Annotated in this window: 11 protein-coding genes; 6 read left to right on the forward strand and 5 right to left on the reverse strand. The window is 64.3% G+C overall.

What is annotated here, in order from left to right; all coding sequences use genetic code 11:
• Positions 1-91 precede the first annotated feature (91 nt).
• The 4 genes from AC54T3_RS14535 to AC54T3_RS14550 form a co-directional block, all read right to left on the reverse strand.
• Positions 92-304: a type II toxin-antitoxin system HicB family antitoxin gene (locus AC54T3_RS14535; protein WP_323686423.1), complete on the reverse strand. Its 213-nt coding sequence runs from the start codon at positions 302-304 to the stop codon at positions 92-94.
• A gap of 355 nt (positions 305-659) precedes the next feature.
• Positions 660-872, reverse strand: coding sequence for a type II toxin-antitoxin system HicA family toxin (locus tag AC54T3_RS14540; protein ID WP_496625855.1), 213 nt, complete (start codon positions 870-872; stop codon positions 660-662).
• A 2-nt stretch (positions 873-874) separates the two neighbouring features.
• Entirely contained in the window at positions 875-1,078 is a 204-nt protein-coding gene (locus tag AC54T3_RS14545) for a type II toxin-antitoxin system HicB family antitoxin (RefSeq protein ID WP_496625857.1), read from the reverse strand.
• A 634-nt stretch (positions 1,079-1,712) separates the two neighbouring features.
• Positions 1,713-5,609 (reverse strand): DUF3683 domain-containing protein, encoded by a 3,897-nt coding sequence (locus tag AC54T3_RS14550; RefSeq protein ID WP_496625859.1) that lies wholly within the window; start codon positions 5,607-5,609, stop codon positions 1,713-1,715.
• A gap of 441 nt (positions 5,610-6,050) precedes the next feature.
• On the opposite strand from AC54T3_RS14550, the gene AC54T3_RS14555 reads away from it, so the two are divergent.
• The 6 genes from AC54T3_RS14555 to amt all read left to right on the forward strand — a co-directional run bounded on the left by AC54T3_RS14555 (position 6,051) and on the right by amt (position 14,527).
• The gene (locus AC54T3_RS14555; protein ID WP_496625860.1) at positions 6,051-6,515 is read left to right on the forward strand and encodes a (2Fe-2S)-binding protein; all 465 of its coding nucleotides are present in this window, start codon (positions 6,051-6,053) and stop codon (positions 6,513-6,515) included.
• A 1-nt stretch (position 6,516) separates the two neighbouring features.
• Positions 6,517-8,634, forward strand: a complete 2,118-nt coding sequence (locus AC54T3_RS14560) for a xanthine dehydrogenase family protein molybdopterin-binding subunit (RefSeq protein ID WP_496625861.1) — start codon at positions 6,517-6,519, stop codon at positions 8,632-8,634.
• 96 nt (positions 8,635-8,730) lie between these two features.
• Positions 8,731-9,759 carry an XdhC family protein gene (locus AC54T3_RS14565; RefSeq protein WP_496625862.1) on the forward strand — a complete coding sequence of 343 codons (1,029 nt, stop codon included), beginning with the start codon at positions 8,731-8,733 and terminating at the stop codon, positions 9,757-9,759.
• Positions 9,760-9,765: 6 nt separating this feature from the next.
• Entirely contained in the window at positions 9,766-10,350 is a 585-nt protein-coding gene (locus tag AC54T3_RS14570; protein ID WP_496625863.1) for a nucleotidyltransferase family protein, read from the forward strand.
• Between the two features lie 162 nt (positions 10,351-10,512).
• On the forward strand, positions 10,513-10,914 hold the full coding sequence (locus AC54T3_RS14575; RefSeq protein WP_496625865.1) for a bacteriohemerythrin: 402 nt from the start codon (positions 10,513-10,515) through the stop codon (positions 10,912-10,914).
• 118 nt (positions 10,915-11,032) lie between these two features.
• Entirely contained in the window at positions 11,033-14,527 is a 3,495-nt protein-coding gene (gene amt, locus AC54T3_RS14580; RefSeq protein WP_496625867.1) for an ammonium transporter, read from the forward strand.
• Here the strand turns inward: amt and AC54T3_RS14585 are convergent.
• On the reverse strand, positions 14,461-15,144 hold the full coding sequence (locus tag AC54T3_RS14585) for a secretin N-terminal domain-containing protein (protein ID WP_496625869.1): 684 nt from the start codon (positions 15,142-15,144) through the stop codon (positions 14,461-14,463). The genes amt and AC54T3_RS14585 overlap by 67 nt on opposite strands.
• Between the last annotated feature and the right edge of the window lie 132 nt (positions 15,145-15,276).

The raw sequence follows: 15,276 nt of genomic DNA on the forward strand, positions 1-15,276 counted from the left end.
GCCGCTTTGAGCGGCTCACGCATTCAAAGCCCCCGGCTTTGCCGGGGGATGGTTAAGCGAGAGCGAAAATGGCTTCGGCCGGAGCAACTCGTTAGGCATACATCAGTTTCCCGCGAGGTTCAGGAATCGGGCGACCAATTTCTTTCGCAGTTTCGATCCACTCGCGGATGATCACTTCGGCGTTCTTGAGTGCCTCCTGGTAAGAAGAGCCGTCGGCCATGCATCCAGGTAACTCCGGCACCTCAGCAAGGAAAGCGCCATCTTCGGCGCTCCAATAGATAAGTATCTCGTATTTCGAATCCATCGCTTCTCTCAGAGTTTGTATTTAAGGATTACGGTTCGAACCTGCTTGACCTGATAAGTTTTTGCCATGGAACCGATTGGTTGTAGGTTCAAAATCTCTTCTACACCTTCTTTTGAGTAGATGTGGTGGTCGCCTCGAACCCGTTCGGAAAAGCCAAGGTTTAGCAAAAGCGAGCACACATCCTTGAACGGAACGTTAGCGTCCGAAGTTCCGCGAAGAACTATGCCCAGTGTCTTTTCAGTTTTGCCCATGAGTGCATGACGGTGAATTAGCGCATAACGTCACGCTCAGCCGAGCCGGTTGAGCGAGAGCGAAACCGGCTTCGGCTGGAGCACCGTGTTAGCGCCTTTTCGCATCAAAGAAGTTTCTTGAATTGCTCTACAGTCAATCCAGCGTCCTTAGCGATTCCGCCAAGCGTAAAAGCATCAACAGGATTTCCCCTTGGAATGGTTAGGATTCGCGTGCCGTCAGACATGATGATGTGCTTGCTTTCCCGGATCACGCGGAACCCTGCCTTCTGTAAAGCCCGAACAGCATCGCGGTGATTTACACCTGGGATTTTCGGCATCTTTATGCAGCCACTTCAACTTCCCGCAGTTCAGTGTCTTCCGTTGCGGCCAACTCTGCCGAAACAGCAACATACTCATTGATTGCATCCGCAATGTTTTCTAAAGCTTCCTGTTCTGTCTTCCCCTGTGACCAGCATCCAGGTAGACCAGGGCAGGATACGCTAAAGCCTTCATCTGTTTTTCGGAGAGCGACTTTGTATTTCATGTGCCACCTGAGGTAGTTTGATGGAACAAACTTCTATTGGCGCTAACAGTGTATTCATTTGCGCGCAAATTGAACCATCGACTTGCATGCACAGCGAAAACGAAGGCTTGCACGCAAACCAAACCATTCAGCCTGCAAGCAACGCCATGGTTCAATTTGCACAGCTACTGTTTGTCTAGTGACCGATCAATCCTCTTGGTAAGCATTACCAACTAGCGTTTAGCCTCCCAAGTCGGCGGTTGATTGTCTGCAATCCAGACTCTCTCATGATCGCCACCACTGGAGTCTAGCGCATGTCACGCCTTCGATCAGCCACAGGGCGCGTTGCGACAACGCGCGCTGTGGCGTTTGCTCGAGTGCTGACGGCTTGCGCCTTGTTCGCGGCGACGATCCCACCTGGAGCGGGTGCCCGGAGCGTGCGGAGGGCACGTGCGACGCGCGATCGCTGAGGCTAAGCGATTCATCGCCGTCGCTGAAGAGATCGCGGCAGCTGCAGGCCTCGGGGCTTGATCTCCAAGTTGGCCATTGTTCCACGCAAGGAACTCCTGTCGGTCCAGATGCTTGTGATGCGGTAAACGATCATGTTCGCTGGCGGCTCGTTCGATGGTCCAGTCGAGCTTCAATGCCATCGACCTTAGAGCAACACTCGCTCGATCCCCCCCGTCTTGACCTGCTCCAAGAACCGCTGCTGCCAGCCCTCGCCGAGGCGATGCTTGGCCAGCTCGACGACGATGTAATCGGTCATCAGGCCGGTTTCGTCGGCGTATTTGGCCAGGCCCTGCTGACAGGCGGGGCATGATGTCAGCAGCTTGACCTCGCCATTCTCGGCGCGCTCGCGACCGGTCAGCGCCTGGATGCCCTTGTTCAGTTCCTCGCGCTTGCGGAAGCGCACCTGATTGGCGATATCCGGCCGGCTGGTGCCCAGTGTGCCCGCCTCGCCGCAGCAGCGGTCCGAGAGTGGCACCTTCTGGCCCATCAGCTTCTCCGCCACCTTGGTCGGCTGATAGGTCTTCATCGGCGTGTGACAGGGGTCGTGGTAGAGGTACTGCTGGCCGCTGACGCCCTCCAGGCTCACGCCTTTTTCCATCAGGTACTCATGGATATCGAGCAGCCGACAGCCGGGGAAGATGCGCTCGAATTCGTACTTGAGCAGCTGATCCATGCAGGTGCCGCAGGAGACGATGACGGTGCGGATATCCAGATAGTTGAGCGTGTTGGCAACGCGGTGAAAGAGCACCCGGTTCTCGGTGGTGATCTGGTGTCCCGATTCCTCGAGCCCGGCCGCGCGCTGCGGATAGCCGCAGCAGAGGTAGCCCGGTGGCAGCACGGTCTGGCTGCCTTGCTCATAGAGCATCGCTAGGGTCGCCAGGCCGATATCGGAGAACAGCCGCTCGGAGCCGCAGCCGGGGAAGTAGAACACCGCGTCTGAGTCCTCATCGACCTTGGCCGGGTCGGCGAGGATCGGCACCTGCGTGCGATCCTCGAGCCCGAGCACCTGGCGGAAGGTGCGCTTGGGCAGATCGACGCGGATCGAGCGGCTGACCAGGTTCACCGCCTGCGCAACCGGGTTCGGATTGCCGGTGCTGCTGCCGGGGCGTTGGTTCGGCTGCTGGGTCAGCTGCAGCCCCTTGGCCGCAGCGTTGGCGAGGTTGAGGCCCTGGAAGCCCCATTCGGCCAGCCCCTTGCGCATCACTCGGATCGCCTGCGGGTTCTGCGTATTGAGGAAGGCCATCGCTACCTTGGCACCGGGGCTCGAGCGCTTCTTGCCGCGCTCGACCAGGATGCGGCGCATGCGCATGGTGACATCGCCGAAGTCGATGTCGACCGGGCAGGGCGTCAAGCACTTGTGGCAGATGGTGCAATGGTCGGCGACATCGTTCATCTCGTCGAAATGCCGTTCCGAGAGCCCGCGCCGGGTCTGCTCCTCGTACAGGAAGGCCTCAATGATCAAGCCGGTTCCAAGGATCTTGTTGCGCGGCGAATAGTCCAGGTTGGCACGCGGCACATGGGTCATGCACTTGGGCTTGCACTTGCCGCAGCGCAGGCAGTTCTTGATGTCGTCGTTGAGCGCGCCAAGCTCGGTGGCTTCAAGGATGATCGCCTCTTGCTCGACCAGTTGCAGCGAGGGCGTGTAGGCACCCTCGAGGCCGGAATCCGGCATCAGCTTGCCGGGATTGAAGCGCCCGTGCGGATCGACCCGCGTTTTGTACTCGGCGAAGGCGGCGAGCTTCTCGGGCGCCAGATAGCGCACCTTGGTCAGGCCGATGCCATGCTCGCCCGAGATCACGCCATCGAGCCGCTCGGCGATGGCCATGATGCGATCGACCAGCCGATCGGCCTCCTGCAGCATCTGATAGTTGGCCGAGTGCACCGGGATGTTGGTGTGGATGTTGCCGTCGCCGGCGTGCATGTGCAGCGCGACGAACAGCCGGGCGCTGCGCACCTGACGATGGATCTCGGCCAGGCGCTCGCGCACGCCGGTGAGATCATGGCCGGCGAAGATCTCGGCGAGCCGGTTGCCGACCTCCTTGCGGTAGGTCTGGCGCAGATCGCGGCGCAACAGCATGTCGAGCAGGCTGTCGCCGTCTTGGATCAACCCGCGCTCGGGGTCGCGCAACAGGACGGTCTGCTCGGCCGCCGGCTGATCCAGGCGCGCGAGGATCTGTTGCCAGCGCTGCCGGGCAGCGCGCACCGCGTCGCGGGCGGCGGCGCACTTGGCCTCGAGGATTGCCAGCGCCTCATCGGAGCGTTGGTACTCGCCGGCCGGCAGCGCCTCGCGCAGCGGGCCATCCAGATAGTCGAGCACGGCCGCCATGATGGCGTCCTTGTTCTTGATCGACTGCTCGATGTTCAGGCGCTCGATCTCGCGGCTGTACTCGGCCAGGCGCGGCAGCGGGATGACCACGTCCTCGTTGATCTTGAAGGCGTTGGTGTGGCGCGAGATGGCGGCGGTGCGGGCGCGATCGAGCCAAAAGCGTTTGCGCGCCTCGGGGCTGATGGCGATGAAGCCCTCGCCATCGCGCGCCTTGGCCAGCTCGACCACGGCATCGGCGACGGCGGCGACGGCGGTCTCGTCATCGGAGACCAGGTCGGCGACCAGCACCATCTTCGGCAACTCGCGGCGCGCGGCCTTGGTCGAGTAGCGCACCGCGCGTACATAGCGCTCGTCGAGATGCTCCAGGCCGGCGATCTGCACATCGGTGCGCGCATCGACGAAGTCCTTGATCTCGACGATCGCCGGCACGGCGCGATTGAGATCGGTGCCGAAGAACTCCAGGCAGACCGTGCGCACATGCTCCGGCATCCGATGCAGGATGAAGCGCGCCGAGGTGATCAGCCCGTCGCAGCCCTCCTTCTGCACGCCGGGCAGGCCGCCGAGGGCCTTGTCGGTGACATCCTTGCCGAGCCCCGGCTTGCGCATCAGGGCGGTCGGGATCTCGAGCAGCTCGGGCTCGCCCTTGGGTGTGGTGCCATCGGGCGCGAAGCGGCTGATGCGAAAGCGCGCAACTTCGGTGTCCTGCAGCTTGCCGAGGTTGTGATCCAGGCGCTCGACCTCGAGCCAATCGGCATCCGGGGTCACCATGCGCCAGGAGGCGAGGTTGTCGATTGCGGTGCCCCAGAGCACCGCCTTCTTGCCGCCGGCGTTCATCGCCACGTTGCCGCCGATGCAGGAGGCGTCCTGCGAGGTGGGGTCGACGGCGAAGGCGAGGCCATTCGCATCGGCGAGATCGGCCACGCGGCGGGTGACCACGCCGGCGCCGCAGCGCACCGTCGGCACCGGCTCGGCGACGCCGGGCAGGGCGATGCGCTCGACGCCGGACAGCGCTTCGAGTTTTTCGGTGTTGATCACCGCCGTGCGCGGCGAGAGCGGCACCGCCGAGCCGGTGTAGCCGGTACCGCCACCGCGCGGGATCAGCGACAGGCCGCAGTCGATGCAGGCGGCGACGATGGGTGCGACCTCGTCCTCGGTGTCCGGCAGGATGACGACGAACGGCATCTCGACGCGCCAGTCGGTGGCGTCGGTCGCATGCGAGACCCGCGCGAGGCCGCCGAAATCGATGTTGTCCTTGCGCGTGATGCCGCCGAGGCGCTTGCGTAGGCGTTGGCGCAGCGCGCGATCGGCATCGAGCTGGGCATCGAAGCGGGCGATGGCCGCGCGCGCGGCGTTCAGCAGGGCGGCCGCCTCTTGGTTATCGTTCAGGCGCAGCTCGAACTGCTCGAGCCGGTGCTGCAGCGATTCCAGCAACAGCCGGCGGCGTTTGGCGTCCTCGAGCAGGTCGTCCTGCAGGTAGGGGTTGCGGCTGACCACCCACATATCGCCAAGCACCTCGAACAGCATCCGCGCCGAGCGTCCAGTGCGGCGCGAGCCGCGTAGGCGCTCGATACGCTGCCAGTTCTCCGCGCCGAGGAAGCGGATCACGATCTCGCGGTCGGAGAACGAGGTGTAGTTGTAGGGGATCTCGCGGATGCGATGCGTTGCGGTCGCGCGATCAGCGCTGTCGAGGCTTGCGGGGGCCGCGTTAGGCGACATTCGTGTTTCCGGCTTTGATGGGTCTGAATCGAGCATGAAGGACCATGGCACTGCTTGAAGATGTTGTAGATCTTATCGCAGCTAGGTAGGGAGCCGGCGATGACATCCGCCAGAACAACCGCAGGTCTGCACGGGTTAAGCAGCTGCTACCAGCCCCAGAACACCGATCTTCGCCTGCTTCCGCCCCGGAGGTCGCCAGGAAACGCTCATCTGCGGGCGTGGCACGCGCGCCATGTAGAGTTTGGTCCGCAGCCGCCAAGAGACCAATGAGGTTGGGTTTGCAAGTCGATGCGATTGGACCTGCGTTCAGTCACCGGTAGCTCAGCCTGCCCGAGCGTTGACGATCGCGCCGTGCCTCCCTAACCTGACCTCCAGAAACGATATTTAGTCCCCGAATGCTTACCGCCGCCGGCGGTGGCTTCAACAGGCGAGGTGATCCGCATGATCCGATTGACCGTTAACGGCCAAGAGCAGGAGCTTGATGTTGACCCGCAAACACCCCTGCTGTGGGTGCTGCGCGATCATCTCGACCTGACCGGAACCAAGTTCGGCTGCGGCATCGCCCAGTGCGGCGCCTGCACCGTGCATGTCAACGGGACCGCGACCCGATCTTGCGTCACCCCGGTGTCGGCGGTCGCCGGTCGCGAGGTGATTACCATCGAGGGGCTGTCATCGAATGCCGAGCATCCGGTGCAACAGGCCTGGATCGAATTGGACGTGCCGCAATGCGGCTTCTGCCAATCCGGCCAGATTATGGCGGCGGCCTCGCTGCTGGAACAAAACCCGACGCCCAACGATGCCGATATCGACCAAGCGATGAGCGGCATCCTATGCCGCTGCGGCACCTACAACCGCGTCCGCGCCGCGATCAAACGTGCCGCCGAGACCGGCACCGAGGAGGCTTGAGATGGGTATCACGAGACGCGGCTTCCTGCAGGCGAGCGCCCTCACCGGCGGCGGCCTGCTGATCGGCTTTCAGATCCCCACCGCCGAGGCACGCACCGCGCCGGTGGCCGAGGATGCCTTCGCGCCGAACGCCTGGGTGCGCCTCGACCCGGACGGCACCATCACTGCGGTCGTCGGCAGCTCGGAGATGGGCCAGGGCGTGATGACCGCCATCCCGATGCTGCTGGCGGAGGAGCTGGAGGCGGACTGGACGCGTGTCCAGGCCGAATTCGCCCCCGCCGATGCGGCCTACACCAACCCGATCATCGGTCAGCAACTCACCGGCGGCAGCACCGCCGTGCGCGGCTTCTGGACCCCTGTTCGCGAGGCCGGCGCCGCCACACGCATGATGCTCTTGGCCGCTGCGGCCCAGCGCTGGGGTGTTGAAGAGAATGCCTGCGTGGCAAGTCAGAGTGAGGTCATCCACGCGGCCAGCGGTCGCCGTCTCGGCTATGGCGAGCTAGCCAGCGACGCTGCCAAGCAGCCGGTGCCGGAGTCGGTGTTCCTGAAGGAGTCGAACGAATTCAACTTGCTCGGCACCGCGCAGAAGCGCCTGGATACACCGCAGAAGTGTGATGGCCGTGCCGTCTTCGCTCAGGACATCAAACGTCCGAAGATGCTCACCGCCGTGGTGCAGCGCTGCCCGGTCTTCGGCGGTACGCGCAAGGGCTTCGATGCCGAGTCGGCACGCCAAATCAAGGGCGTGGTCGATGTCTTGCCGCTCCATGAGGATGCGGTGGCTGTGCTCGCCGAGACCTGGTGGCCCGCCGAGCAGGCACGCAAGCGACTCAAGATCGACTGGGACTTCGCCGGTCATGGTGACCTCTCCAGCGCGGACATCAGCCGCGAGTTCGAACAGGCGGTCGACAGCGGCAACCGCGTCCGCGCCGAGGGCGATGTGGCCGCAGCCCTGCAGGGAGCCGCGAAGACCCTGGAAGCCACCTATGAGGTGCCTTACCTGGCGCATGCCTGCATGGAACCGATGAGCTGCGTCGCCGAGGTGAGCGACGACGGCTGCGAGATCTGGGTCGGCACCCAGGCCCAGACCCGCACCCAAGACACCGGCATGGAGATCACCGGCCTGCCGCGCGAGCAGGTGCGGGTGCACACCCAGTTCCTTGGGGGAGGCTTCGGCCGCCGCTCGGAACAAGATTTCGTGCGCGATGCGGTGGCGCTGGCCAAGCAGACTGGGCGCCCGGTCAAGGTGGTCTGGAGTCGCGAGGACGATATCCGCCACGATTACTACCGCCCCGCGACCCTCAACCGTTTCGCTGCGGCCTTGGACGCGGACGGCAAGCCGCTGGCCTGGCGCCATCGGATCGCTGGACCCTCGATCCGCGCCCGCTTCTCCAGCGAGGTGCGCGAGAGCGGCATGGACGGCTCCTCGGTGGAGGGCGCCAAGAACCTCCCCTATGCTATCGACGCGCTCGAGGTGACCTATGCGATGGTCAACACGCCGGTGCCGGTCGGCTACTGGCGCTCGGTGGGCAGCTCTCAGAACGCCTTCGTCACCGAGGCATTCTTCGACGAGATGGCGCAGGCCGCTGGCCGTGATCCCTTCGAACTACGCCGCGCGCTGCTCGCCGACCAGCCGCGCCATCTGGGGGTGCTGGAGCTGGCGGCAGAGAAGGCTGGGTGGAGCGAGCCCTTGCCGGAAGGACGCGCCCGTGGCATCGCCGTGGCGGAGTCCTTTGGCAGCTACTGCGCCCAGGTCGCGGAGGTGGAAATCGAGGACGGTGCGGTCAAGGTGAAACGCGTGGTCTGCGCGATCGACTGTGGTCAGATCGTCAATCCGTCCATCATCGAGGCCCAGATGGAGGGCGGTATCGCCTATGGCCTGAATGCCACCCTCAACGGCGAGATCAGCATCCAGGACGGTCGTGTGCAGCAGGGCAACTTCGATGATTATCCGCTCCTCGGTATCGCCGAGATGCCGGTGGTCGAGGTGCATATCGTCGATTCCGAGGCCTCGCCGGGTGGCGTCGGCGAGCCAGGTACACCGCCGATCGCCCCGGCGGTCGCCAATGCGGTGCTCGCGCTGACTGGCAAGCCGGCCAGGCGATTGCCGATCCGGCTGTGAGCCGCCCTGCTGTGATCCCTCAAAAGTCGACTGAAATACGAAACTTGGTCGCTATAGGCTACTTGTCAGAATGATGTCTGGCGTATCCAATGACGCATGTCCGGGCAACGTCTCAGTCGTGATTTCTCGACCATGATTCAGGCGGATCAGGCGGTGCTAGAGGCCGCCGCCGGTTGGCTGCGGGCTGGCCGCAGTGTCCATTTGGTCACGGTGTTGCAGACCTGGGGCTCCTCGCCGCGTCCAGCTGGCTCGCTCTGGGCCTTGGCGGAAGCTGGGGGGCAGGGCGCTCGCGACAGCGTCGGCTCGGTCTCCGGCGGCTGCCTAGAGGATGAGCTGCGACGACATCTCCGCGAGCGCGGTCCCTTGCCGAGGCCCGAGATCCTGCGCTATGGCGTCACCGCCGCAGAAGCACTGCGCCTTGGGCTCCCCTGCGGCGGGCGCGTGGAGCTGTTGGCTGAGTCCCTGTCGCATCCAGAACCGCTGGAGCAGATCTTGACGATGCTCGCTGGGCGCAGGCGCATTGCCCGCCGCGTCGCCTTGGCCGATGGCAGCGTGAGTCTAGTCCCGGCCGGCCGTGACGAGGCCGAGCTGCAGCTCGAGGAAGGCGCGGTGGTGCGGGTCTTCGGTCCTCGGTGGCGATTGCTGCTGATCGGCGATGGGCTGATTGCGCGTCTGGTCGCGGAGATGGCGCTGGCGCTTGGGGATGAGGTGATCCTCTGCGATCCGCGCATCCAGGAGCCGGCCGGCTGGTCCCTTTCCGGGGTGCGACTCGAGACCAGCATGCCAGATGATGCCGTGCGCGCCCAGGCCACTGATCCACTCAGCGCGGTGATGACCTTGGCCCATGATCCGCGCCTGGACGATCTGGCGTTACTCGAGGCCCTCAACGCCGAGACGGGCTATGTCGGCGCCCTCGGCTCCCGTGCCAGCAACGCTCAGCGTCGTGAACGCTTGGCCGCGCTCGGGCTGTCTGCGGCGCGGCTGGCACGGTTGCGCGGCCCCATCGGGCTGGCCATCGGGGGTCGCACCCCGGCCGAGATCGCCGTCTCCGCGATCGCTGAGCTGATCGCGGTGCGCAACGGCTCGCCGCTCGCTCAGCGCGAGCCGCCGAGACCGGCTGGCTGAGAACCTTTGGCTGAGATCCATAGATTGCGTCGGACGCCGGTAGGACTGTTGCTGGCCGCAGGTGAAAGCCGCCGTTTCGGCGCCGATAAACGGCTGCAGTTGCTTGCCGATGGCACGCCGATGGTGGTGGCTGCGGCACGAGCGCTGCGCTTGGCGCTGTCACGGGTGTTAGTGGTCGTGCGCGAGCCCGGGGTGGTTGCCGACCGTCTGGCGGCGGAGGGGCTGGAGCTGATCATCTGCCCAGCCGCCAGCGCTGGCATGGGCCATAGCATCGCCTGCGGTGTGGCGGCCAACCGCGACGCCGATGGCTGGCTGATCGCGCTCGGCGACATGCCTTGGGTCAGCGTGCGCAGCATCAACGCGGTGGCTGAGGCCCTGGCCGCCGGGGCCACTGTGGCGCGTCCGGTCTATGAGGGCAAGCCCGGTCATCCGGTTGCCTTCAGTGCCGCTTTCGGCCCAGCGCTTCTTGGCCTGCAAGGCGATCAAGGCGCGCGGGGCTTGCTGCGGCAGGCGACGGTGACCGAGGTGCCCTGTGCGGACCCTGGTGTGTTGCGTGATGTCGATCGGCCACGGGATCTGCGGCTAACCTGAAGTTGTTGCCGGCGGCACCCTCAGCAGCCCGTAGCCCGTAGTTCGTTGCAGCAGCTAGCGCGCAGTTGGCCACCGAGCCACGCACTCTGGCGTAATTGACGTCCGGCCCGCAGCCGGTCAAGCTTTGCTGCACAACTCGCTCAACGCTGCCAGATAATTGCCATGAAAGACCTGCTGTGGGACAAAACGCTGAGTGTCGAGGTGCCGGAGATTGACCAGGATCACCGCCGCCTGCTCGAGTTGTTCAATCGGTTCGGGCACGCTGTGGAAGACGGCGAGCCGCAGGCATCTCTCGAAGCCCTCATGGACGAGCTGATCAGCTGCACGGACTGGCATTTCCAGCACGAGGAGCGGCTGATGGAAAAGTATGGCTATCCCGGTCTGCGCGAGCATCACGCCGAGCACCAGGACCTGATCGCCAGCGGCAAGGCGCTGCAGCAGCAATTGCGGCAATCCGGGGCGCCGCCGTCGGCGAGCGAGATGGCGTTTCTCGAGCACTGGCTCACCGGCCACATCTACGGCACTGACATGGCGATGGGCGTCTATCTCGCGGAAGCGATGTAGTCCGGAATCGAGGGAAGGTGTAAGGCGTGACCTTGAGGCCAGGACGTCCGTCATTGCGTTGACGGACCGGCACCAGATAATTCGGTCTATCGCAATGCTGTTGAGACGTTTTTAGGACATGGATGGGATCACTAGGATCGATATGCTCTGGGTGCTGTTGAGCAGCGTCTTGGTGCTGCTCATGCAAGGCGGTTTTCTGTGCCTGGAGTCTGGGCTGACGCGCAGTAAGAACGCGATCAATGTCGCGCTGAAGAACGCCTCCGATTTCCTCATCGCGAGCTTGCTCTGGTACCTGCTCAGCTATGGCCTGATGTTCGGCGACTCCGAGCGCGGCTGGATCGGCATGGATCGCTTCGTTCCCGATCTCGCCGCTGGCGCTCCCTGGGATGCCACCTTCTTCCTGTTTCAGTTGATGTTCTGCGCCACTGCGGCGACGATCGTCTCGGGGGCGGTCGCCGAGCGCATGCGCTTTGGCGCCTACCACTTGGTCACCCTGATGACGGTCGCGCTGATCTATCCGCTGTTTGGCCATTGGGCTTGGGGCGGTGTCCTCGGCGGCGAGCCGGGGTGGCTGGCCGAGCGGGGCTTCGTCGACTTCGCCGGCTCGACCGTGGTCCATAGCGTCGGCGGCTGGATTGCGCTGGCTGCGGTGTTGGTCATCGGCCCGCGTGTCGGGCGCTTCACGGGTGATCCACCGCAGCTGATTCCGGGCAGCAATCTGCCGCTCGCCATGCTCGGCGTACTGCTGTTTCTGGTCGGTTGGATCGGCTTCAATGGCGGCAGCGCCCTGGCGCTGACCGCAGCGGTGCCGAGCATCATCGTCAACACCTTGATGTCGGCCGCAGCGGGCGGTGTAGCGGCCTACCTGCTGACCCATTGGCTGGGCTTTCCGGGGCTGGATCGGGTGGCCGTGCCGTTGAACGGCGTGATCGCGGGGCTGGTGGCGATCACCGCCGGCTGTCATGTCGTCGCTACCTGGGAGGCAATCGTGATTGGCGCCGTCGCCGGCGTGCTGCTCATCTACACGACCGAACTCTTGGCGCGCCTGCGCATCGATGACGCCATTGGCGCCATCCCGGTGCATCTGGTGGCCGGCATCTGGGGCACCCTGGCGGTCGCCCTGTTCGGTGCGCCCGCGCTGCTGGGCACCGGCCTCTCGATGAGCGAGCAACTGGCCGTGCAAGCCGCCGGCGTCGTCATCGCCGGCGCCTGGTCGTTTCCTGTCGCCTACCTGCTGCTGCGTCTGATCAATCGCCTCTATCGGCTGCGGGTCGGGGCGCGCGAGGAGGAGATCGGCCTCAACGTGGCCGAGCATGGCGCGAAGACCGAGTTGGTCGACCTGATGACGGCGCTCAGGCAGCAGGAGCATTCGACCGATCTGTCCTTGCGGGTGCCGGTCGAGCCCTTCACCGAGGTCGGCCAGATCGCCGCCCAGCACAATCGGTTGATGGATGTGCTCGAGCAGGCGGTGACGCGCAGCCAGGCGATTGTGCGCGACCTGCGCGATGGCATCGTGACCTTCACCGAGGGCGGTCTGCTGACCAGTCTGAATCCTGGTGCCGAGAAGATCCTCGCGGTCAGTGCCGAGACGGCGGTTGGCACCGCGTTGGTCGATTTCCTGGATCTCGACAGCTCGGTGCGCGGTGGGGATGAGCGCGCCCTGCGCTGGCGCCACGAGCCGGCGGTGTTGGCCGGCGAAGGCAAGGTCGAGGTGGCGCTGCGGCGGCGCGAGGCCGACCGCCCTCTGTTCGTGGAGCTGGCCGTGACGGCGGATTCACGCTCGCCTGGAAGCTACACCTGTTTGATGCGCGACATCAGCGATCGCCGCCGGGTCGAGGAGCAGTTGTTCGAGGAAAAGGAACTCGCGCAGACCACACTCGAGGCGATTGCCGATGGGGTGATCACGACCGACCGCGCGGGTCGCGTGCTGTACCTGAACGCGATCGCGGCCAAGCTCACGGGCTGGCCGTTGGAGGCGGCCAAAGGCCAACCGCTCTATCGCGTCTTTCCGGTGGTGAATTCGCCGACCGAGATGCCGAGCGACTGGATCACGCAGCGTGTGCTGGGAGACGGTGAGACCCTGGTCGAATCGACATCGCGCCTCCTGTACTGTCGCGATGGCAACGTGCATGTGGTGCAGCATACGGCGGCGCCAATCCGCGATGCCGAAGGGCGTCTGCGGGGGCTCGTCGTCGTCTTTCACGACAAGACCCAGGAGCGGGCGATGGAGCGCCAGCTCACCTATCAGGCCAAGCACGATGCCCTGACGGGGCTGATCAATCGGCGCGAGTTCGAGCATCGGCTCACCGAATTGATCGACCTGCTCGACGATGGACCGGCCCAGCATCTGCTCTGCTACATCGATCTGGACCAGTTCAAGCTGGTCAACGATGTCTGCGGGCACGCCGCAGGTGACGCCTTGCTGCGGCAAGTCGCCCATCTGTTGCAACGCAAGCTGCGCAGCGCCGACACCCTGGCGCGTTTGGGCGGTGACGAGTTCGGCGTGCTGCTCACCAACTGCCCAATCGAGCAAGGCATCGAGATCGCCGAGGCCATGCGCGAGCGCGTGCACGCGTTGCGTTTTCCCTGGGAGGATAAGGTGTTCGCGATCGGCGCCAGCGTTGGCCTGGTGCCCTTGTCGCGTTCCCTAGGCAATCTGGCCGATGCCCTGAGCCGTGCCGATGCCGCCTGTTATGCGGCCAAGGATGGCGGTCGCAACCGGGTGCACCTGTACGATCCAGACGACCGTGAACTCAGTCTGCGCAAGGGGCAGATGACCTGGGTGTCACGGATTCAACGCGCGCTCGACGAGGATGGCTTCCAGCTCTTCTACCAAGGCATCGCGCCGGTCGCACGTCCGGACGATACCAGCCGTCATATCGAGATCCTGCTGCGCCTGACCGGCGATGACAACGAGGTCATGCTCCCCGGCGCCTTTATCCCGGCGGCTGAACGCTACGGACTGATGCCCGAGGTCGACTATTGGGTGGTCGATCGCACGCTGCGGTGGCTGTCGACCTACCAGGCGAACAACGGCGCCGGCATTCTGCGCTGCGCCATCAATCTGTCCGGTTCAACACTCGGAAACGACAAGCATACGGCCCGTATCCGCGACTGTCTTTCACGCTACCCGATCGATCCCACGCTGATCTGTTTTGAGATCACCGAGACCTCGACCATGGCCAATATCGATCAAGCCAAACGCTTCATCAGCGAGGTCAAGCAGATTGGCTGTCGCTTCGCCCTCGACGACTTCGGCAGCGGTCTGTCGTCGTTCGGCTATCTGCGGGATCTCGATGTCGATCTGGTCAAGATCGACGGCAGCTTCATTCGCGATCTCGACAGCAACGCCATCCATCGGGCGATGGTCGAGGCGATCGTCGGTATTGCTGGCGTGATGGGGCTCGGCAGCATCGCCGAGTTCGTCGAGAATGCGCGGGTGGTCGAGATCCTGCGCGAGATTGGCGTCGACTATGCCCAGGGCTATCATCTGGCCCGGCCGCAGCCGCTCGCCGAGTACCCGTTGCCGTCGCGCGCGCGACCGCATCATGGCAGAGGAAGCACCTCCACTTGCACTTCCCAGAGGCGATTGCCGTGTAACTGGGAACCGTAGACCCGATTGCTTCCGCGCGCGCTCCGTCTGCGATCCTCCGCGCCCAGTTCCACCCATTCGCCGGGCTTGACGCGGCGGACGGTCGTCACATCCGCGCTCTCGTACTCCGGTCGCCCCCGGTGGGGCTCGTTGTGGATCGCGGTGATCCGCAGTTCCACCTGATCTTCGCTGAGCACCGTGGGCCGTACCAGGAAGCCGCTGCTGATGTCGACGTCCTCGAGGACGACAGCGGGGTTCCAGCCGCCACGAGCGGCGACCGGCAGGCGTGTGATTTGGCCAGAGGAGATCTGGGCAAACTGCTGGTCCTGGACGGTGATATGATGTGTTGAGTCCCGGCCGGTGCTGTAGCTCCGGCTGGAGTACCCTTCGCGGCTGTTGCTGTTCGCCACGCTGCTGTGGCGGAGCGAGAGCCTCACCTGACGAGGTGGTTGGTCAATCCGCTGGAGCAGTGTCGCGATCTCGCTGAGCTGTTCAGGCTCCGCCCTGACCACGAGGCTCTGGCCATTGGCCGAGAGCCGAGGTTCACTCCCATAGAGGTCGCGCAGCTGTGGAATGATGTCACTGGCGCGCCGATGCTCCAGCTCGAAAACGCGGTTTTCTGGGGCGCCGACGGCCATGCTGGCGCATAGGCACATGATTAGGCGGGCAAGCAGGTGAAGAGGCTTTTGCATTGATGCTGAAGTGCTTCCAACGTGAGATGGGCGGCAGCGCCCCAAATCTTTGCGAGCGATGCGATCATTTTACCACTG

This window comes from Halochromatium sp. NSM3 (assembly GCF_059621085.1).